This is a genomic window from Rhizobium sp. WSM409, from assembly GCF_057653825.1.
This window is the reverse complement of sequence record NZ_CM172794.1, coordinates 3,135,524-3,155,864: the sequence shown is the minus strand read 5'-3', so window position 1 is coordinate 3,155,864 and position 20,341 is coordinate 3,135,524. Positions and strand designations below refer to the sequence as shown.

Genomic DNA, 20,341 nt, shown 5'->3' with positions numbered 1-20,341 from the left:
TGCGCCCACTTCTCCTCCCTCATTCCTGTGCCTGTCACAGGAATCCAGCCACGGCGCGTCTGCGCCGTGAATGAATCAATACCTCAAGGGAAAGAGTCTCCCGCGCCCAAGGACTTGGGCGCTGGGTTCCTGTGACGAGCACAGGAATGAGGGAGGAGAGGTTAGCGCACTCGTCAACTCACCGAGCTTTGGTGGCCAGCCTCGCTCTTTAACCCCGCGTTCCCGGCCTGCCGCCTTGCAGGATTTCGGTGGCAGCGCGTTCGAGGATGCCGGCGATGCGGGCGGCTTCGGGTTTCGACCAGGGATAGCGCATCCGCATGGCCGAGCGCAGCAGCATGCGGGCGGCGCGGATATCACCACCGTCCTGCATGAAATCGCCGTCATCGCCTTCGTCGGCGCCGTGACGGTCGGTTTCGAAGACACGCTTCACATGGGCCATCTTCTCGCCGATGCGTTCCAGCTTGGCGAAGGTATGCAGGATCATGGCGCGGTTTTCCTCGATGCGCCCGCGGCCTGCCTCGGTGATGCGGTAGAGCTTCTTGGCGCCCTCCACCTCGACCTCGGCAAGGCCGGTTTCCTCGAGATAGGTGAGGGCGGGATAGATGACGCCGGGGCTCGGCACGTAGAAGCCGCCGGACCGCTCCTCCAGCAACTTTATCAATTCATAGCCGTGGCGCGGTTGCTCAGCGAGCAGGGCCAAGATGACGAGCTGCAGGTCGCCCGCCGCGAATTTGCGGCCCATACGGAAATCTCCGCCGAACATGCCGCCTTTAAAACCTCTCATGGGTCTTTCCTTTCATCGTTAGATGTATCGTTGACTATGTCGTAAAACATATATCGTAAGATAATTGTTTTCAAGAGGGGGTGAAAATTTCCGACGTTTCGGGAAATTGATCGATCGATCAGAATTACTTGATTGTGATGCCGGTGCTGCAGCGCGATAAACACGGGCATGCTCGCCCGCACCCGAAACTCCCCACCGAACCTTGTCTCTGCCGCCGCTGCCGGCGCCGTTGCCATGGCTGCTGCCATGGGCTTCGGGCGCTTCTCCTACACGCCGATCCTGCCCGGTATGATCAGCGGCGTGCCGCTTTCGGCGGCAGATGCCGGCTTCATCGCATCGGCGAATTTTGTCGGTTATCTCGTCGGCGCCGTGCTTGCCGCCTATGGCTGGGCGGCCGGACGGGAGCGGCTGGTGGCGCTGCTGTCGCTGCTGGCAACCGCGATCCTGCTTGCCGCCATGGCCGCCACTGATTCCGTCGCCGTCTTTGCCATCATTCGCTTCCTGGCCGGTGTCGCCAGCGCCTTTGCGATGGTCTTCACCTCGTCGATCGTGCTCAGCCACGGGGCTGCCGCCGGCAACGACCATGTGCAGGCGGCACATTTCGGTGGGCCGGGGGCGGGTATTGCGCTTTCTTCGGTCATGGTGTTGCTGATCGGACTTGGCTTTCACGACGGGCCGGGCGGTTGGCGGGCCGACTGGATCGGCGGGGCGCTCTACTGCGCGGCAAGCCTCGTCGTCGTCTTCCTGCTATTGCCGTCGGCGCCGGCGCAATCGGCGCAGGCGGGCAGGGAGCCGCCGCTCATCTGGAGCCGGCCGATGGTGCTGCTGACCCTGTCTTACGGCCTGTTCGGTTTCGGCTACGTCATCACCGCGACCTTCCTCGTCACCATCGCACGTCTTTCTGCAACGGGACCCTTCGTCGAATTCCTCTGCTGGTTCATCGCCGGCCTGACGGCTGCGGTGGCGCTGTTTGCCTGGAAGCCGCTGGTCAAGCCGCTCGGGCTTGGGGGCGTCTACGTCGCAGCCCTTCTGGTCGAGGCCGCCGGGGTGCTTGCGACGGTCGCGCTACCGCCTTCTGCCGCACCGCTGATTGGCGGGGCGCTGTTCGGGGCGACGTTCCTGGCGATTACTGCTTTTGGGCTGCAGATCGGCCGCAAGCTTTCGCCTGACAGTCCGCGGCGGATCCTGGCGATGATGACGGCCGCCTTCGGTGTCGGCCAGATCGTCGGGCCTGTTGTTGCCGGCTGGATCGCTGAGCGCACGGGCAGCTTCACCGTGCCCACGATGATCGCCGCCGTGGCACTCGTCGCCTGCGCAGCGCTAGTGATGCCCGTGATCAAGAAAATCGCTTAACCGGTTACAACTCCGTAACAATCGGCTGAACCCATTGCTGCTTCCTTGGAACTGCCTTAGTTTCCGGCACAATCAGTGTTGACGACACTCCCGAGACTCACAGTTCAGGAAAGCAAAGCCTCCCGTGTTTCATTCCTTTTTTCCGCAGCCAAAGACGTTCTTTACTTCGCTCGTCGTTTGGACCCTGATTTCCATTGCCGGCTGGTATCTCTTCGCCGCCAACCTCGGTGCATCGCTCGGCTATGCGCCGGTTCCCGAAGAGCAGCAGCCGATTGACCTTTCGTTTTTCCTGCTGCCCGAAAATGTCTGGTTCTACAGCTATTTCCTTCTGTCGGCGGTGATCTTCTGCGGTGCATGGCATCTGAAGGCGCTGAACCACCCCTGGAAGATTTGGTCGATCTGGGGATCGGCACTGATCATCTTCGTGACCTACTTCGGCGTCCAGATCAGCGTTGTGATCAATAACTGGCGCCGGCCGTTTGGTGACCTTCTGCAGAACGCATTGTCGAAACAGCCCGGCATTTCTGTCGACAATTTCTACAGCCTGATGTGGGTCTTCTGCCAGATCGCATTCCTCAGCATGTTCGTATCGATCATGACCGACTTCTTCACCAGCCACTACATCTTCCGCTGGCGAACGGCGATGAACAATTTCTACATGTCGAAGTGGGAAAAGCTTCGTCACATCGAAGGCGCCTCCCAGCGCGTTCAGGAAGATACGATGCGCTTTTCGAGCACGCTCGAAGGTCTTGGTATCAGCCTCATCAACTCGGTGATGACGCTCGTGGTATTTCTTCCAATCCTTCTGGCGCTGTCGCATTACGTGACCGAGCTGCCGTTCATCGGGCCGGTGGCGAATTCGCTCTTTTGGCTTGCGCTGTTCTGGTCGGCGTTCGGCACGCTTCTGCTGGCGGTCGCCGGCGTCAAGCTGCCGGGGCTGAACTTCCGCAACCAGCGCGTCGAAGCGGCGTATCGCAAGGAGCTTGTCTATGGTGAGGACCATGCGGAACGGGCTGAGCCGCTGACAGTCAGGGAGCTCTTCGGCAACGTTCGCCGCAACTATTACCGCATGTATTTCCACTACATGTATTTCAATGTCGCCCGTTATTTCTATATCCAGGCCGACGCGCTCTTCGTGGTCTTCATGCTGGTGCCGACGATCGTGGCGGGCACTATCACTTACGGTATCTTCCAGCAGATCTCGACCGCCTTCGGACAGGTCAGCAACTCGTTCCAGTATCTCGTCAATTCCTGGACGACGATCATTGAACTGCTCTCGATTCACAAACGCCTCAAGGCCTTCGAGGCGGCAATCGACGACGAACCGCTGCCTGAAATCGACCAGCGCTACCTAGAGCGCGAGACGGGCGTCGTGCACGCCGACGGTTGATGGGCGGGGTATTCTGCGAGCGATCGGAAGGTTCGCGTCTGCGGCACCCCCTCATCCGTCCTGTCGGGCAGCGACCGGGGTCGAGCCACAGGTCTCGACCCGTCCTTCGGACCCCGCTGAGTAGAAGGGGAATCGCAACGTCGCAACGAATCTCTTCTCCCCAGCGGGGAGAAAATGCCGGCAGGTAGATGAGGGGGCGGCACGGCACGTCGTCTCGTTCAAAGGAACCTGGAGACACCTTGCCGTCTCTACAGAATCTCCATAGACGCCGTCAGAGACCTGACGTCTGCAATTTCCCGCGCGCCTCGATCATCGGGATCGCTTCCGAATAGCTGACGCAGGCCACATCCGTTCGGTGGCAGACGTCGCTGACCAGTCGGTCTAGCGCACGCCAGTAGGCGCCGCCGTTCATTTCGACGAAGTGGAAACCGAGCTGTAGCGGGATGCGGTTACCGGCATATTGCTTGTCGAAAGCTTCCTTGAAGGCGGCATAGGCGCGATCCTCGAATTCCACGGAATCGGCCGTATCCTCCTCACCCTTGGAATGGCGGACGAAGAGATTGTAGTCCATGCCGATGATTGGCTTTTCGCTCGGGCCTTCGGGGATCAGCGGCAGGCCGAAGCGAGTGATGCCGTCTTCCTCGACAGGCATGGCAGGCCCTTTGGTGACGAGGCTCGCGTCATAAGTGAAGCCCGCCTTCTTTTCGGCAGCGACCATGTCGGCGCCCGCAGTTGCCGAGAGATAGGGGGCGCGAAAGCCCTTGATGCCGTGATCAACCAGATCCTGCCAGCCGGCAGGCGCCTGAAGGCCGACGCTCTTCCAGGCATTCTCAAGCGTCGCGTGGAAGGTGGCGTATTCGGCCGACCAGTCGGCCTCGCTCCAGAGGCGGCCGTCGAAATGGCCGCAGGCATGGCTCGATATGTCGTGTCCTTCGAGATGGGCGTGCCAGATATTGCCGAGGCGCTCGCGGATCTCGTCGTCGCTCTGGGCGAAGCCCACGTTGGATTTTCCGCGTTTCTGGTGCGGCGCCTGGTAGGCCTTCTTCGCCGCCTCGTTCATCAGGAAAGTGCAGGAGAGAAAATAGGTGAAGTGGGCGCCGTTTTTCGCCGCCATCTCGCGGCTCTTCAGCCAGAGCGCATTGTCGTGCGCGCCGTCGAAGGAAATGATGACGAGCTGTTTCGGCCGGTCGGCGGCCTCTGCGATTGCCGGAGCGAGGAACGAGACAGAAAGGTAGGTAGAGAGGAGAAAGCGAGACATGGGCACCGCGACAGTTTGTTCGCGGTTTCCTCCATCAGAATTGCGGCGAAGCTGCGGTCGCGCTGGCATTTTTTCACGCGAGTCGCTAAGCCAACACAAACGGCACGGAAAGGATCCGCAATGACATTGCTTATCGTCGGCATCATACTTTTCCTCGGGGTGCATCTGGTGCGAGTGCTGTTGCCGGACTTTCGCCGTTCGATGATCGCAAGCCTCGGCGAGAAGGGCTGGCGGGCGGCCTATTCCATTGCCAGCATCGCCACGCTGATCCTGTTGATCTACGGCTTCGGGCAGGCGCGACAGGTGACCGGAATGCTCTACAATCCACCGGTCTGGATGGCGCATATAACAATCACGCTGATGCTGATCGCGATGGTCTGTCTCGTCGCCTCGCTGCTGCCGGCGGGGCATATCGCGGCCAAGACCAAACATCCGATGGTGCTGTCGGTGAAGATCTGGGCGCTGGCGCACCTGCTCGCCAATGGCGAGACGTCGTCGGTTCTGCTGTTTGCCGCCTTTCTCGCCTGGGGCGTCATCTTGCGCATTTCATTGAAACGGCGGCAGCGGGCGGGCGAGATCACGCTCCGGCCGTTCGTCTCGGCCAAATACGACCTCTATGCCATCATCATCGGCATCGTCGTCTGGGCGCTGATCATCTGGAAGCTGCACGAATGGTTGATCGGCGTTTCGCCGCTCGTCATCTGACCCGCGCATAACCCCAAAAATCGATTCCGATTTTTGGAAGGATTATACGCGGATTCAAAGTGTTAGAGCGTCCTTAGCGCGTCCTGTCGGACGTGCGGCGCTTTAGAGCGGTTCAGCTTTCATGGAAGCTCAGAACCGCTCTAACTTTTCGTTTCTACGCAACTCCGGACGGAAAACCGCTTCGCACTTTTCCTGGAATTGCTCTAATCTTTCACATCCCCCTTACAACGGCAGCAAAATGGAGTAGAAGGCCCGACAATATGCGTTTTGCATGGTGTATGGGTTTTTCCGCGGCCGGAGACGAGAATGGCATTCAACGACGACAGCTTCATCCGTGAAGTCAATGAGGAATTGCGGTCTGACCAGATGAAGGGCGTCTGGCGCCGGTTCGGTCGCTATATCATCGTCGTCGCCATCCTGATCGTCGTCGGCACAGCCGGCAAGGTTCTTTACGACTATTGGGACGACAACCGCTCCTCCGGCACCGGCGATCAGTTCCTGGCGGCGATGAAGCTGGCCGACGAGAACAAGAACGACGAGGCGCTGGCCGCGCTCAACAAGCTCGAGAAGGAAGGCCATGGCGCCTATCCGGTGTTGGCGCGCATGCGGGCCGCTACCGTCCAGGTGCAGAAGGGCGATACCGCCGCGGCAATCACCGCCTTCAACGAGATCGGCAAGGACAATGCCGTTCCGGCTGCCGTGCGCGATGCCGCCAAGATGCGCGCCGGCTGGTTGCTCATCGAGAACGGCACTTACGAACAGGTTTCGGCGGCGATCGAGGAAATGGCCGTTCCGGGCAACGCCTTCCGTCATTCGGCGCGCGAGGCACTCGGCCTTGCCGCTTACAAAGCCGGCAACATGGCGCAGGCGCGGCAGTGGTTCCAGTCGATCGTCGACGATACCGACAGCCCGCGCAATGTTGCCAATCGCGCCCATATGATGCTTGATCTGATTACCGCATCCGGCAAGGCGCCCGCCGCTCAGGGCTGATCGCGTTAAGGACAAGATATGAGTTTCACGGTCGCGATCGTCGGTCGTCCGAATGTCGGCAAGTCGACACTTTTCAACCGGCTGGTGGGCAAAAAGCTGGCGCTTGTCGATGACACGCCGGGTGTTACCCGTGACCGCCGGCCGGGCGATGCTCGGCTAATGGGCCTGACTTTCACGATCATCGACACGGCCGGTCTGGAAGAGGCCGACGCGGAAAGCCTGCAGGGGCGGATGCGGGCACAGACGGAAGCGGCAATCGACGAGGCGGATCTTTCGCTTTTCGTCGTCGACGCCAAGAGCGGATTGACGCCTGTCGATACCGACCTTGCCGAAATGCTGCGCCGGCGCGGCAAGCCGGTGGTGCTTGTCGCCAACAAGTCCGAAGCGCGCGGTTCCGACAGCGGCTTCTATGACGCCTACACGCTCGGGCTCGGTGAGCCGACGCCGATTTCGGCCGAACATGGGCAGGGCATGCTCGACTTGCGCGATGCGATCGTTGCGGCAATCGGCGAGGACCGGGCCTATCCCACCAAGGAGGATGTCGCCGTCACCGACGTCGACATTCCGCAGACGGAAGGCGAAGACAGCGACGCGGACGAAGAGCCGGCCTATGACGAGACGAAGCCGCTCAGAGTGGCGATCGTCGGCCGGCCGAATGCCGGCAAGTCGACGCTGATCAATCGCTTCCTCGGCGAGGACCGGCTGCTGACGGGACCGGAAGCGGGCATCACCCGCGATTCCATCTCGGTCGAATGGGACTGGCGCGGCCGCACCATCAAGATGTTCGACACGGCCGGCATGCGCCGCAAGGCACGGGTGATCGAGAAGCTGGAGAAGCTTTCGGTGGCCGATGCGCTGCGCGCCATCCGTTTCGCCGAAACCGTCGTCATCGTCTTCGATGCAACGATCCCCTTCGAAAAGCAGGATCTGCAGATCGTCGACCTCGTGCTGCGCGAAGGCCGTGCCGCCGTGCTCGCCTTCAACAAATGGGACATGATCGAAGATCGGCAGGCGGTGCTTGCGGATCTGCGCGAAAAGACCGACCGGCTGCTGCCGCAGGCGCGCGGCATCCGCGCCGTGCCGATCTCCGGCCAGACCGGCTGGGGGCTCGACAAGCTGATGCAGGCGATCATCGATACTGACAAGGTCTGGAACAAGCGTATCTCGACGGCGCGGCTCAACCGCTGGCTGGAGACGCAGCAGATCCAGCATCCGCCACCGGCCGTTTCCGGCCGCCGCATCAAGCTGAAATATATGACGCAGGTCAAGGCCCGCCCGCCGGCCTTCATGATCTCCTGCACCCGGTCGGATGCGCTGCCGGAATCTTATACACGCTATCTGATCAACGGGTTGCGCGCGGATTTCGACATGCCGAGCGTGCCGATTCGCATCCACTTCCGCTCGCCTGAAAATCCGTTCGAAGGCAAGAAGAGGCGGACTTAGGGCTGGGGTTGGCGCTGATTGGTAGCGTTTTGTGGAGTTTGGGTGTGCCGCGTGGCAACCGCCCTCTGCCCTGTCGGGCATCTCCCCCACAAGGGGGAGATCGGCAGGAGGCGAACGCTCAACGCTCTCTATCGGTGTTCTGATCGCCAAACGGTAATTGTTTGGGAAGCCGAACGTCCATCTGATCTCCCCACCTGTGGGGGCCGAAGGACGGGTCGAGACCCGTGGCTCGACCCCCAGGCCCCGGCAGGGCAGAGGGGGTACCACAAGCACTGTGATACCAGTCCGGTTAGCAGCTAAACCACGCTTCGATTCAGCGCTTCACGCAGCGCCACGATCTCGGCCTGGAGGCGAGTGAGGTCGACTGCATCGCGACCGCTGGCAGCGGCGATGCAGCCCGGGATGCCGATCGCCTTTTCCTTCAGGCGAATGCCTTCTTCGCTCAGGCGGATGACGACGACGCGTTCGTCCTCCCGGCTGCGTTCGCGTCTGACATAACCAGCGGTTTCCAGGCGTTTGAGCAGCGGGGTCAGCGTGCTCGATTCGAGGAAGAGTTTTTCACCCAAGCCGCCGACGGTCTGGCCGTCCTGTTCCCAGAGCGAAACCATCGCCAGATATTGCGGATAGGTGAGGCCGAGCGTGTCGAGCAGCGGCTTGTAGACGCGGTTCAGTGCGTGGCTTGCCGTATAGACGGCGAAGCAGATGAAGTTGTTGAGCTTCAGCTGATCCTGCATGGGATATCTCCAAAACTGACAGAATTTATATCGTACGATAAATAATCGTAAGCGCCTTTTATGCATAGCGGGCATGCGAAGATTTAAATTGTCCGATAAAGAATCGTGCGCGATATAAAAGCTGTGTTCACGACGAACATCGAAACCGAGAGGACAAGACAATGTCGACCATCAAGACCACCGTTTCCGCAGCAGCACTGCTCGCAGCCTCCGCCGTTGGCGCGCTTGCCGATCCGGTACTCGAACCGACAACGCAGAAATTCATCGACGGGCTTGCCGGCGGCAAGCCGATCTACACGCTGTCGCCGGCCGATGCCCGCAATGTCCTGGCCGGCGCGCAGAAGGGCGATGTGAAGAGGCTTGCTGCTAGGGGAGAGGACAAGGTCATCAAGGCTGGTCCGACAGGCAGCATCAAGCTGCGCATTGTCCGCCCGGAGCATGCCACGGGCACGCTACCGGTCATTCTTTATTTCCATGGCGGCGGCTGGGTGCTGGGCGATGCGGATACGCATGACCGGCTGGTGCGTGAGATCGCCAACGGCGCCGATGTCGCTGTCGTCTTCGTCGACTACGAGCGCTCGCCGGAAGCCCGTTATCCCGTTGCCATCGAGCAGGCTTATGCTGCGACCAAATATGTCGCCGAGCATGCCAAGGAGTTCAAGGTCGATGCCTCCAGGCTCGCGGTCGCAGGCGATAGCGTCGGCGGCAACATGGCGGCGGTGGTGACGCTGCTTGCCAAGGAACGCGGCGGTCCTGCCATCGACCAGCAGGTGCTGTTCTACCCCGTCACCGACGCCAATTTCGACAATGGGTCCTACAACCAGTTCGCCGATGGGCCGTGGCTGACCAAGGAAGCGATGAAGTGGTTCTGGAACGCCTATCTGCCCGACGAGACCAAGCGCAAGGAGCCGACGGCCTCACCGCTGCAGGCGTCGCTGGAGCAGTTGAACGGCCTGCCGCCGGCGCTGGTCATCGTTGACGAAAACGACGTGCTGCGCGACGAGGGTGAGGCCTATGCCCGCAAGCTCAGCCAGGCCGGCGTTAAGGTCACGTCGATGCGATACAACGGCACGATCCACGATTTCGTGCTGCTGAACGCGATTGCCGAAACGCCTGCCGCGCGCAGCGCGATTGCGGTCGCGAACGACACGCTTCGCAGCGCCCTGCACAAGTAAAATCAATCAGTCTGCAGACGGGAGGGGCCTGGCGGTTTCGCCGGGCTTTCTGCTTCTTGGAAGTGATTTGGCAAACTGCCAGGCCTTCTTCCATTTCGGCGTGATGACGCCATTGGCGGCGCGGATATTGTTGATGAACTGCAGCGTCGCTGCTTCCCAGGAATATTGCATGGCGAGTTCACGCGCCTTGCCGCGCGAGGCGGAGAGGGCGGCAAGGCAGGCGGCCTGCAGGTTCTGGTCGAGCGCCCCGACCTCGCTGTCATCGCCAATGATGTCGAGCGGGCCGGTGACCGGATAGGCTGCGACCGGCACGCCCGATGCCAGTGCTTCGAGGATGGTGTTGCCGAAGGTATCGGTGAGCGAGGGAAAGACAAAGACGTCGGCCTGGGCATAGGTTTTCGCCAGGTCCTCGCCGAACTGCACGCCCGCGAAGAAGACGTCGGAATATTGCTTCTCGAGTTCGGCGCGCGCCGGGCCGTCGCCGACGACGACCTTGGAACCCGGCAGGTCGAGATCGAGGAAGGCCGGCAGGTTCTTTTCCAGCGCCACGCGGCCGACGGTCATGAAGATCGGACGCGCCAAGCCGAACGGGTTTTCCTCGAGCGCCATCGGACGGAACTGCGTGGCGTCGATGCCGCGGCTCCAGGGCATGAGGTTGCGGATGCCCTTTTCCGACAGTTCACGGGCAAGGCTCGGTGTCGCCACCATGCAGCCAGCGCCGCCATTGTGGAACCAGCGGACGAAGGAATAGAGCCAGCTCTTCGGTATCGGCAGGCGCGCGGAGACGTATTCCGGGAAGCGGGTGTGGTAGCTCGTCGAAAACGGCATGCGGTTCCTCAGGCACCAGCGGCGGGCGGTCAGCCCCAGCGGACCTTCGGTGGCAATATGCACGTAGGAGGGATTGTGCTTTTCGATCTCGCGGGCGATGCGGTGGTAATTGGCGATCGATAGGCGGATCTCGGGATAAGTTGGGCAGGGGATGCTGTTGAAGCGCTCCGGCGTCACCATCGAAACCTCGACGCCCATCTTCGCCAGTTCGCGGTTGGTGTTCTCGATCGAGCGAACGACGCCGTTGACCTGCGGGTGCCAGGCATCGGTGACGATCACCAGCCTTTCGGGCAGGTTTCCGGCGGCTGCGGCATTGGCCCAGCTCTCGCAGCTATAAGTGTTTGCCGGACGTTGCAGCATGTCACGATTTCCATCCGCGTCGCAGTGATATGCCAACGCTCAACCCCAAAGCGGGGTTCCGGAACGGCGATTCCCGCTTCTCTATTTTGAGGCATGACCATGATGGAAATATTACAGCCCATATTGCAAGGATTGCAGGGCTTTAGCGGCTCGATACCCGCGAATATGTCAGCGGTCGATCGCGGTTTTCATGCATAAAGAACGATGGCGCCGGTCGTGGACCGGCGCCGTTTGGGAGGTTAAGCGGCAGCGGAAGCCGAGCTTGCTGTCGGAACTTCCGAGATCGTCTTCAGAACCTGCGAAGCGATCTGGTAGGGGCAGCCCTGCGAGTTCGGGCGGCGGTCTTCCAGATAGCCCTTGTAGTCGTTCTTGACGAAGGAGTGCGGCACGCGGACCGAAGCACCACGGTCGGCAACGCCGTAGGAGAACTTGTTCCACGGTGCCGTTTCGTGTTTGCCGGTCAGGCGCTTGTCGTTGTCAGGACCGTAGACGCTGATGTGGTCCATCAGGTTCTTTTCGAACTGCGCCATCAGCGCTTCGAAATAGGCCTTGCCGCCGACTTCGCGCATGTATTTGGTCGAGAAGTTGCAATGCATGCCCGAGCCGTTCCAGTCGGTATCGCCGAGCGGCTTGCAGTGATACTCGATGTCGATGCCGTACTTTTCGGTCAGGCGCTGCAAGAGGTAGCGTGCCATCCAGATCTGGTCGGCGGCCTTCTTGGAGCCCTTGCCGAAAATCTGGAATTCCCACTGGCCCTTGGCCACTTCAGCGTTGATGCCTTCGTGGTTGATGCCGGCAGCGAGGCAGAGGTCGAGATGCTCTTCGACGATTTCGCGGGCAACGTCGCCGACGTTCGAATAGCCGACGCCGGTGTAGTACGGGCCCTGCGGAGCGGGGTAGCCCTGCTCAGGGAAGCCGAGCGGACGGCCGTTCTGGTAGAAGAAATATTCCTGCTCGAAGCCGAACCAGGCGTCTTCGTCGTCAAGGATGGTGGCGCGGGCATTCGATGCGTGCGGCGTGACGCCATCCGGCATCATGACTTCGCACATGACGAGAGCGCCGTTGGTACGGGCCGGGTCGGGATAGATGGCGACCGGCTTCAGCACGCAATCGGAGCTGCGGCCTTCGGCCTGCTGCGTCGAGGAGCCGTCAAAGCCCCAGAGCGGAAGCTGTTCCAGCGTCGGGAATACGTCGAATTCCTTGATCTGCGTCTTGCCACGCAGGTTCGGTACCGGAGTGTACCCATCGAGCCAAATATACTCGAGCTTATATTTTGTCATCGTGACTCTCTCAATGCTACGAAGGTGAGCAAATCCGGAGGTGATCTCGGCGCGCAAGCGCATCCGACCGCCAGGGATGATGCTTTAAAAGCACGTAGCGTGCCAGTTTTGGCGCGGCTCGAAAGAAAAATCGCGAGTCAGCATGTCTGTCGGTTTTTTAGCTTTTGGAAAATCGGGCCGTTTTTAACGCTCACCGGCGGTATTGCCCATCAAAACGCGCTTTTTCCGTCTGGAACCGGATGAAAATTGCGGCGTTAAGCTGAAATGATGAAGTGTTAAACAAATTATCGGAAGCTTTTAGCCGAGACAGCATACCGACCGATTACAATTGTAACATTGCCCTTATTTTATGCAATTTGCATAAACTATGTGCATTGTGCTATGTAGGTGGTCCTGAAATGTTGATGCGCCGAACTGAATGGAGGCGATCTCATGCCCACCGGTTTCCATCGTGAATCCGCGACGATCTACCAGTTTCCCGCTAAGGCGATACGAAACGCCAACCGGTTCGAACGCGCCAAGCTGATGGAGCGCGAGGCAGCAGCCGTCTGCGATGCTGCGCTCGACAGCTGCTGGTACCATGACGAGGCAGTTCGCGAGTCCGATCGACCGACGAAGTCCTGATTTCCCCTGGCAGCGGGGCACACGATGCCGATAAGGCAGGGAGCGCCTACACATGGCGTTCAGACTGCGTCACCATGGGCGGCGTAAAAGCATGTTGCGCTAAGCGAATCTGAAAGACCGCGCCGCTTTAGCCGCGGTCCAATCCAAGCTTTTCCCTTACGACCAATGCACCATGTTCGCTGACGACGCGGGCAGCAACCTTTGCTGCGAAGCGGGTGGCGGCAGGCGCATCGCCTGCTTCGAGATATCGTGCGAGAAAGGCGCCGTTGAAGCTGTCGCCGGCGCTGGTTGTGTCGACCACCTTCTCCACTTTTTCGGCCGGAACGAAGGTTTGCTCGCCGGCAAAATTCATCGTGACACCGTCAGCGCCGTTCTTGACGACGATATCGACGGCACCCAGTGCGCGATAGCGATGGATCGTCGCCTCGATGGAATCATCGCCGAAATGGGCCGCCTCGTCGTCGAAGCTCGGCATGACGAGCACGGAGGAGCGGGCGCCTTCGCTGATCGTCGTGTGCATCACGTCGTAGCTCGACCAGAGGCGCGGGCGGATGTTCGGATCGAAGACGACGAGCTTGCCGGCGGCCTTGGCGCGACGGACTTCTGCAAGCAAAGTCTCGGCATCCTCCTGGGGCAGAATGGCAAGGGTGATGCCGGAGAAATAGATGACGGCAGCGCTCTCCACCGCCTCGCGCAGGCGGTCCGGATCAGCCGCCAGGCTGCGGGCAGCCGAGCTGTCGCGCCAGTAGCTGAAGGAACGTTCGCCGTTCTTCAGATTGATCATATAGAGGCCGGGCGTCCTGCCCTTGATGCGGCGGATGAGGCTCGTGCCGATGCCTGATGTGTCGATGAAGGCCAGCATCTCGTCCGACATGGCGTCGTCACCGAGGGCGGTGAAGTAGTCGACCGACCAGTCGGCGGCAAGGCAGGCGCGGGCATACCAGGCGGTATTGAAGGTATCGCCGGCAAAGCCCTTGCGCAGCAGACCATCGCCTGCCTGCGAGAGTTCCACCATGCATTCACCGATCGATAGAAACCGTCTGCTCACCTTGTCCTCCCGGCATTTGGAGCCCCGCGTGTCCAACAGGACGCGCTAGTCTTCATTCGCTGATACGCGGAGCCGGGCGGAGTGACAAGCGTCGATATCACCAGATATGTAAACCCGCCTTCACGGACGAGGCGAAGGCGGGCTCTTATTATCTATTCGTGGATGGTGTAGCTGCCCATCGCGCAAAGATCCTGCGTATCTTCGGTGGTTTCGAGGTTTGACCCTTCCTCGAATTCGAAGCGCATGTCGTATTTGCAGACGGTGCGGCCGTCGGCGATGGTGATATCCATGGTTTCGTCCGGATCGAGAACGTTCTCGCCGAAGACGTCTTCTTCCCAGTCGTCGACGCCGGTCGGCGAGCTGTAGAAGTGCGTCAGGACGGAGTTCGTTCCGTTGATGAGCTTGAACGTCAGATCTTCGGCATGCGATGAAACCGCGGAGACGGCAATCATGGCCGCGGTAAGTGCGATTACACCTGATATTTTCGATTTCATATATGCGTTCCCCTGGCTTGCGATTAGGCCGAAATGGGATAGCACATGCTTATAAAAGCTTTCTTATTGGGGTCTTTAGACCCAAAATAAGTCTGCTTCGCCCGAAACGGATGGCGCACTGGGTATCCTTATGAGGTGACGGCCGCTTGCGCGACCGTCGTTCCATTCATGGCCTGTCCATATGATAACAGGCGGCCTTCTGGCCGGGGCGGACCTCCTCTGTCGGCGGCATTTCGGTGCGACAGATGTCGGTCGCCTTCCAGCAGCGCGGTGAGAAGACGCAGCCTTTCGGCGGGTTGAGCGGCGAGGGTGGGTCACCCTGCAGGCGGATGCGGGTGCGCAGGCGCGCAAGCTTCGGATCCGGGATCGGCGCAGCGGAGAAGAGCGCCTGCGTATAGGGATGGGCGGGATGATCGAAGACGGTGGCGCAGTCGCCGGCTTCCACCACCCTGCCGAGATAGAGCACCAGCACATCGTCTGAGATCAGGCGCACGACGGAGAGGTCGTGGCTGATGAAGATCAGCGTCAGGCCGAATTCCTTGCGCAGCTTGCGCAGAAGCGTGATGACCTGACCCTGGATCGAGACGTCGAGGGCCGAAACCGGCTCGTCGCAGATGATGAGCTTCGGTTTGGTGACGACCGCGCGGGCGATGCCTATGCGCTGCGCCTGGCCGCCGGAGAATTCGTGCGGATAGCGGTTGATCATTTCCGGCACCAGGCCGACGGCGGTCATGATCTCGCGAACACGCTCGGTGCGCTCGGCCCTTGATAGCTTCGGCTCGAAGACGGTAAGCGGCTCGGCGATGATATCTCCAACAGTCATGCGCGGGTCGAGCGAGGCGATCGGATCCTGGAAGATGATCTGCATGTCGCGGCGGGCGGCGCGCATTTCCTCGTCCGACAGGTCGAGAAGGTTGCGGCCCTGCCAGAGGATACGGCCCTTCTGCGACTTCAACAGCCGCAGGATGGAGCGGCCGAGCGTGGACTTGCCGCAACCGGATTCACCGACGATGCCGAGCGTGCGGCCTTCGCTGAGGTCGAAGCTGACATTGTTGACGGCGGTCAGGAAGATCGGCGGCTTGAAGAGGCCTTTGGCTGGCAGTTCGAATTGGGTCGTCAGGTTCTCGACCCTTAGAAGCGATCGTTCAGCCATGGTTCAGCAGCTCCTCGCGACGCGGGAAGGGGTGGTAACAGGCGGCGCAATGGTGCGGCGCCAGCGTTTCGAGCGGCGGCGGTCGGTCGATGCAATCGTCCTGGACCTGCGAACAGCGCGGCGAGAAATTGCAGCCCTTCGGCAGGTGCTGCAGGTTCGGCGGACGGCCGGGGATGACGACGAGGTCGTCGACATCCTGGTCAGGGCGTGGGATCGAGGCATGCAGTGCTGCGGTATAGGGATGGGCCGGATTGTCGAAGAGTTCATCGACCGGCGCTTCCTCGACGATGCGACCGGCATACATGACGGCGACGCGGTCGGCGAGGCCGGCAACGACGCCGAGATCGTGGGTGATCATGATCAGCGCCGTGTTCATCTCCGCCGTCAGATCGTTGAAGAGGTCGAGGATCTGTGCCTGGATGGTGACGTCGAGGGCCGTTGTCGGTTCGTCGGCGATCAACAGCTTCGGCCGGGTGAGCAGCGCCATGGCGATGACGATGCGCTGTCGCATGCCGCCGGAGAGCTCATGCGGGTAGAGGTGGAAGCGTCGCGTCGGGTCGGGGATGCCAACGCGTTTCAGCATATCGAGTGCGGCGGCGGATGCGGCGCGCGCCGTCAGCCCGCCGTGAACCTCGAGCTGCTCCGTCAGCTGCCGGGAGATCTTCAGCGTTGGATTGAGCGCCGTCATCGGGTCCTGGAAGACCATCGCCATGTCTTTGCCGCGGATCTGGTCGAGCTCGCGCGGTTTCAGCGCCAGCACGTCCTTGCCTTCGAGCAGCGCCTGTCCCGTCGTTTTGCCGTTCTTGGCGAGCAGGCCCATGATGCCGAGGAAGGTCTGACTCTTGCCGGAGCCGGATTCGCCGACGATGGCGATGCGCTCGCCGCGCTTGACCGTCAGGTTCATGTTCGAGACCGCCTTCACTTCTCCATCCGGCGTCTTGAAGGTGATCGAGTAGTCTTTGAGTTCGAGGAGGGTATCCGTCATTTAACGATCCTTCGGGTCGAACGCGTCGCGCAGCCCGTCGCCGATGAAGAGCAGGCTGAGCAGCAGCGCCACAAGAAAGCTCGCCGGGAAGACCAGCAGCCACGGCATGCTTTCCATGGCATCGGTCCCCTCGGCGATCAGCGTGCCGAGCGAGGTCAGCGGTTCCTGCACGCCGAAGCCGAGATAGGAAAGGAAGCTTTCGGTGGCAATGATCTCAGGCACCGTCAGCGCCGCGAAAATCACCACCGGGCCGACGAGGTTCGGGATGATGTGCTTGATGATGATCTTGAACGGCCGCTGTCCGGATGCGCGGGCCGCTTCGATGAATTCGCGATGCTTGATCGACAGCGTCTGGCCACGCACGATGCGGGCCATCGTCAGCCATTCCAGCGCGCCGATGGCGGCAAACAGCAGATAGACGTTGCGGCCGAAGATCACCATCAGCAGGATGACGAAGAGGATATAGGGAAGCGCATACATGATATCGACGAAGCGCATCATGATCGCATCCAGCCTGCCGCCGATATAACCCGATACCGCACCGTAGAGCACGCCGATGAAGACGGAGACGACGGTCGCCGTCAGCGCCACCGCCAGCGAGACGCGGGTGCCGTAAAGGACGCGGGCGAGAAGGTCGCGGCCGTTCGGGTCGGTGCCGAAATAGTGGCCGGTTTCGATCGAGGGGGGTATGCGGAAAGCCGCCCAATCAGGATCCTCATAGTTGAAGGGAATGAACCAGGGGCCGATGAAGGCGACGAGGATCAAAAGCGTCAGGACGACGATCGACAGGACGGCCGCCTTGTTGCGCCCGAGGCGACGCAAGGCATCCTTGGTGAGCGAGCGGCTTTCGGGCGCAAGGCCTTCCGCCTCCAGCAGTTCCTGGGCGAGCAATTCTCGCTTTGCGGGGTTGAGGATCATCGGTTTCTCACTTTCGGATCGAGCCAGGCATAGGCGATATCGACGAGAAGGTTCAGGAACACGATCAGCACCATGTAGAAGATGACCGTGCCGAGAACCATGCCGTAATCGCGGTTCAGCGCTGCGTTGACGAAATAGCGGCCGATGCCGGGCAATCCGAAGATGCTCTCGACAACCAGCGAGCCGGTGAGAAGGTAACTTGCTGCTGGACCCAGATAGGAGACGACAGGCATCAGCGCTGGCTTCAGCGCGTGGCGCATGACCGTCAGGCGGGGGCCGATGCCTTTGGCCTTGGCGGTGCGAATGAAATTCTGATTCATCACCTCGATCATCGAGCCGCGCGTGATGCGCGAGATACGGCCGGCATGCGGCAGCGCCAAAACGACGATCGGCAGAATGAGGTATTTGATCGAGCCGTCACCCCAGCCGCCGACCGGAAACCACGCGAGATGGATGCCGAAGACGAGCTGCAGGATGGGCGCAATCAGGAAGTTCGGTAGCACGACGCCCACCAGAATGAGCGCGCCCAGAATATAATCCGGTGCCTTGTTCTGATAGAGCGCCCCGAGACAGCCGACGGCCACGCCGACAATGATGGCAATCAGGAAGGCAGCCGTACCGATGGTGAAGGTGTAGGGCAGACCGATCATGATCTGCTGGGCGACTGTGAAATCCTCACTCGCGAAGGAGGGACCGAGATCGCCCCGGAGCAGGTCACCGACATAGATCAGGTACTGCTGGATGAGCGGCTTATCGAGATTGTAGTGGATCGCAAGGTTCTTCAGGATCACCGGCGGCAATGGCCTTTCGCCATCGAAAGGGCCGCCGGGGGCAAGGCGCAAAACAAAAAACGAGGCTGTCACGGCGATCCACATGACGGGGATCGTCGACAGCAGGCGACGGAGTGCGTATTTGATCATGATCGTGGGCCGGTCCTTTCCGCAGTGCGCGGAAAGGACCGTTTTCCCTTACTCTTTCATCGACAGCCAGCGGGTGCGGTGGATGTCTTGGATGTTGTCGACGAAGCCTTCGATCTTCGGCGAAACGACGTTCTTCGAGACATAGTAGTAGATCGGCAGGGCGGCGGATTCATCCAGCGCCAGCTGTTCGGCCTTCTTGAAGATCGCGGCACGCTTGGTGAGATCCGTCTCGGCGTTGCCTTCCTTGATCATCTTGTCGTACTCGGGATTCGACCAGCGGCCGTAGTTCATCTGCACGCCTGTCACCAGGAGGTTCAGGAAATTATCAGGGTCGTTGTAGTCGGCGAGCCAGCCGGCGCGGCCGATTTCGACTTGACCACGCTGCATCTGGTCGTAATGCACTTTGGTTTCGGCATTGACGAGTTCGACATCGACGCCAAGCGGCTTCCACATGGATGCGATGGCGACGGCGATGCGCTTGTGGTTGTCGTTGGTGTTGTAGCTCAGCACGGCGTGAAGCGGCTTGTCGGGGCCGAAACCGGCTTCGGTCAGGAGCTTCTTGGCTTCGGCGACCTTCTCGCTGTAGGGCAGGTCCTTCCAGCTAACATAGGCCGGTTCGCCGTAATTCGCCGTGCCCGGCGGAACCCAGGAATAGGCCGGCAGTTCGCCGGTGCCGAGGATCTGCGGGCCGATGACCTCGCGGTTGATCGCCATGGAGAGAGCCTGGCGGACGCGCTTGTCGCTGAAGGGCGGTTTCTGCGAGTTGACGACGTAATAATAGAGGCCAGAGAAGGGGGCGACATGCGCCTGGCCCGGCAGGTTTTTCTTCATCCACTCGTATTGGTCGGTTGGGAAGTCGGTGAGGATGTCGAATTCGCCGGCGCGGTAGCGTTTCAGCGCGGCTTCCTGGTCTTCGAGCACGAAGAACTTCGCTCCGTCGATCTTCAGGTCTTTGGTGTCATACCACTGATCGTTCTTGACTGTCGTGACATGCGAGCCCGGAACCCATTCGACGGGCTTGTAGGGGCCGTTGGTGACGATGTTGCCGATCTTGACCCAATCCTGCCCCTTCGCCTCGACGACATGCTTCGGCAGCGGATAGGCGGTGTAGTGCATCAGGGCATTGAGGAAATAAGGGGTGGAGTTTTCGAGGGTGATTTCGAGCGTCTTGTCGTCGATCGCCTTGACGCCGAGCTGGTTGAGATCGGTGATCTCACCCTTGTTGATCTTTTCCGCGTTCTTGATGGTGAACTGGAGATAAGCGTAGTCGGCGGCGTTCTTAGGGTCGACGAGGCGCTGGAAGGCGAAGACGAAGTCTCCTGCCGTTACCGGCTGGCCATCGGACCACTTGATGCCGTCGCGAAGCTTGAAGGTGTAGACCTTGCCGTCAGGCGAAATTGTCCAGCTTTCAGCCTGGCCGGGGATCGGATTATCCTTGGCGTCCTCAGTGACGAGGCCTTCAAAAATGTCGCCGGCGATGCGGTTCTCCCAGTCGCCGGAAAGCTTCTGCGGATCGAGCGACTGCGGGTCGCCACCATTGTGAATGTTGAGCGTGGCCGCGTGGGCCGAAAACGCCAGCAATGTGCCAAGCATTGCAGAGGCGAGAAATTTTTTCGCGAAATGGTTCATGGTGGGCCCACCTTTCTAGGCTTTTCGCCTTTATTAGACATTTGTTCCCGGTGTTTGACCTCTTACGTGCAGGTCAGCGCGCACATTATCGCAAAGGCTTTGCGTTGCAACCCCAAATCCGGAGGGTGGATTCGGGTTGTGGACAAGCCTATGTACGTCTCCCCCTTGTCGGATCGCGACGATGCGTCGCGGCGTTTCGCAACGCCTTCATAACCGCTTCACATGGTTGTCTTTTGTTTCGTCCGCTTTAGTGTGGCGAGCGCAAACGAG

At 60.4% G+C, this 20,341-nt stretch carries 20 protein-coding genes; 8 read left to right on the top strand and 12 right to left on the bottom strand.

Annotated features, from left to right (window positions below):
- Nucleotides 1-208: 208 nt before the first annotated feature.
- The gene (locus AC25BC_RS15795) at nt 209-784 is read right to left on the bottom strand and encodes a PadR family transcriptional regulator (RefSeq protein ID WP_012758530.1); all 576 of its coding nucleotides are present in this window, start codon (nt 782-784) and stop codon (nt 209-211) included.
- A gap of 168 nt (nt 785-952) precedes the next feature.
- On the opposite strand from AC25BC_RS15795, the gene AC25BC_RS15790 reads away from it, so the two are divergent.
- Together AC25BC_RS15790 and sbmA are read left to right on the top strand one after the other, a co-directional pair.
- Nucleotides 953-2,137 carry a YbfB/YjiJ family MFS transporter gene (locus AC25BC_RS15790; RefSeq protein ID WP_012758529.1) on the top strand — a complete coding sequence of 395 codons (1,185 nt, stop codon included), beginning with the start codon at nt 953-955 and terminating at the stop codon, nt 2,135-2,137.
- Between the two features lie 124 nt (nt 2,138-2,261).
- The gene (sbmA, locus tag AC25BC_RS15785) at nt 2,262-3,527 is read left to right on the top strand and encodes a peptide antibiotic transporter SbmA (RefSeq protein WP_012758528.1); all 1,266 of its coding nucleotides are present in this window, start codon (nt 2,262-2,264) and stop codon (nt 3,525-3,527) included.
- 271 nt (nt 3,528-3,798) lie between these two features.
- Here sbmA and AC25BC_RS15780 read toward each other — a convergent pair whose 3' ends face one another.
- Nucleotides 3,799-4,785, bottom strand: coding sequence for a polysaccharide deacetylase family protein (locus AC25BC_RS15780; RefSeq protein WP_012758527.1), 987 nt, complete (start codon nt 4,783-4,785; stop codon nt 3,799-3,801).
- Between the two features lie 120 nt (nt 4,786-4,905).
- On the opposite strand from AC25BC_RS15780, the gene AC25BC_RS15775 reads away from it, so the two are divergent.
- The 3 genes from AC25BC_RS15775 (at nt 4,906) to der (ending at nt 7,923) form a co-directional block, all read left to right on the top strand.
- The gene (locus AC25BC_RS15775; RefSeq protein ID WP_012758526.1) at nt 4,906-5,490 is read left to right on the top strand and encodes an NnrU family protein; all 585 of its coding nucleotides are present in this window, start codon (nt 4,906-4,908) and stop codon (nt 5,488-5,490) included.
- 306 nt (nt 5,491-5,796) lie between these two features.
- Nucleotides 5,797-6,480, top strand: a complete 684-nt coding sequence (locus AC25BC_RS15770; RefSeq protein WP_012758525.1) for a tetratricopeptide repeat protein — start codon at nt 5,797-5,799, stop codon at nt 6,478-6,480.
- Nucleotides 6,481-6,498: 18 nt separating this feature from the next.
- Nucleotides 6,499-7,923, top strand: a complete 1,425-nt coding sequence (der, locus tag AC25BC_RS15765; protein ID WP_012758524.1) for a ribosome biogenesis GTPase Der — start codon at nt 6,499-6,501, stop codon at nt 7,921-7,923.
- Between the two features lie 296 nt (nt 7,924-8,219).
- Here der and AC25BC_RS15760 read toward each other — a convergent pair whose 3' ends face one another.
- Nucleotides 8,220-8,657, bottom strand: coding sequence for a MarR family winged helix-turn-helix transcriptional regulator (locus AC25BC_RS15760; protein ID WP_012758523.1), 438 nt, complete (start codon nt 8,655-8,657; stop codon nt 8,220-8,222).
- Nucleotides 8,658-8,818: 161 nt separating this feature from the next.
- On the opposite strand from AC25BC_RS15760, the gene AC25BC_RS15755 reads away from it, so the two are divergent.
- On the top strand, nt 8,819-9,832 hold the full coding sequence (locus AC25BC_RS15755; protein WP_012758522.1) for an alpha/beta hydrolase: 1,014 nt from the start codon (nt 8,819-8,821) through the stop codon (nt 9,830-9,832).
- Between the two features lie 6 nt (nt 9,833-9,838).
- Here the strand turns inward: AC25BC_RS15755 and AC25BC_RS15750 are convergent, their stop codons facing one another.
- On the bottom strand, nt 9,839-11,020 hold the full coding sequence (locus AC25BC_RS15750) for a glycosyltransferase family 4 protein (protein WP_012758521.1): 1,182 nt from the start codon (nt 11,018-11,020) through the stop codon (nt 9,839-9,841).
- Nucleotides 11,021-11,259: 239 nt separating this feature from the next.
- Nucleotides 11,260-12,300 carry a glutamine synthetase beta-grasp domain-containing protein gene (locus tag AC25BC_RS15745; protein WP_012758520.1) on the bottom strand — a complete coding sequence of 347 codons (1,041 nt, stop codon included), beginning with the start codon at nt 12,298-12,300 and terminating at the stop codon, nt 11,260-11,262.
- Nucleotides 12,301-12,324: 24 nt separating this feature from the next.
- On the opposite strand from AC25BC_RS15745, the gene AC25BC_RS15740 reads away from it, so the two are divergent.
- Both AC25BC_RS15740 and gstI read left to right on the top strand, forming a co-directional pair.
- Nucleotides 12,325-12,543, top strand: coding sequence for a hypothetical protein (locus tag AC25BC_RS15740; RefSeq protein WP_128407438.1), 219 nt, complete (start codon nt 12,325-12,327; stop codon nt 12,541-12,543).
- 189 nt (nt 12,544-12,732) lie between these two features.
- Nucleotides 12,733-12,924, top strand: coding sequence for a glutamine synthetase translation inhibitor GstI (gene gstI, locus AC25BC_RS15735; protein ID WP_017994859.1), 192 nt, complete (start codon nt 12,733-12,735; stop codon nt 12,922-12,924).
- Nucleotides 12,925-13,051: 127 nt separating this feature from the next.
- Here the strand turns inward: gstI and AC25BC_RS15730 are convergent, their stop codons facing one another.
- The 7 genes from AC25BC_RS15730 to AC25BC_RS15700 form a co-directional block, all read right to left on the bottom strand.
- Nucleotides 13,052-13,972 (bottom strand): sugar kinase, encoded by a 921-nt coding sequence (locus tag AC25BC_RS15730; RefSeq protein ID WP_012758518.1) that lies wholly within the window; start codon nt 13,970-13,972, stop codon nt 13,052-13,054.
- Nucleotides 13,973-14,124: 152 nt separating this feature from the next.
- Nucleotides 14,125-14,466: a hypothetical protein gene (locus tag AC25BC_RS15725; RefSeq protein WP_012758517.1), complete on the bottom strand. Its 342-nt coding sequence runs from the start codon at nt 14,464-14,466 to the stop codon at nt 14,125-14,127.
- A 166-nt stretch (nt 14,467-14,632) separates the two neighbouring features.
- Nucleotides 14,633-15,619 carry an ABC transporter ATP-binding protein gene (locus AC25BC_RS15720; protein WP_012758516.1) on the bottom strand — a complete coding sequence of 329 codons (987 nt, stop codon included), beginning with the start codon at nt 15,617-15,619 and terminating at the stop codon, nt 14,633-14,635.
- A complete protein-coding gene (locus AC25BC_RS15715) occupies nt 15,612-16,604 on the bottom strand; it encodes an ABC transporter ATP-binding protein (protein ID WP_012758515.1) in 993 nt (330 codons plus the stop codon). The genes AC25BC_RS15720 and AC25BC_RS15715 overlap by 8 nt, the downstream gene beginning before the upstream one ends.
- Complete coding sequence (locus AC25BC_RS15710) at nt 16,605-17,522, bottom strand: ABC transporter permease (protein WP_003561446.1); 918 nt, start codon at nt 17,520-17,522, stop codon at nt 16,605-16,607.
- Nucleotides 17,519-18,442 (bottom strand): ABC transporter permease subunit, encoded by a 924-nt coding sequence (locus AC25BC_RS15705; protein ID WP_012758514.1) that lies wholly within the window; start codon nt 18,440-18,442, stop codon nt 17,519-17,521. Before AC25BC_RS15705 ends, AC25BC_RS15710 begins: the two co-directional genes overlap by 4 nt.
- 48 nt (nt 18,443-18,490) lie before the next feature.
- A complete protein-coding gene (locus AC25BC_RS15700) occupies nt 18,491-20,071 on the bottom strand; it encodes a peptide ABC transporter substrate-binding protein (RefSeq protein WP_011653015.1) in 1,581 nt (526 codons plus the stop codon).
- Nucleotides 20,072-20,341: the final 270 nt, after the last annotated feature.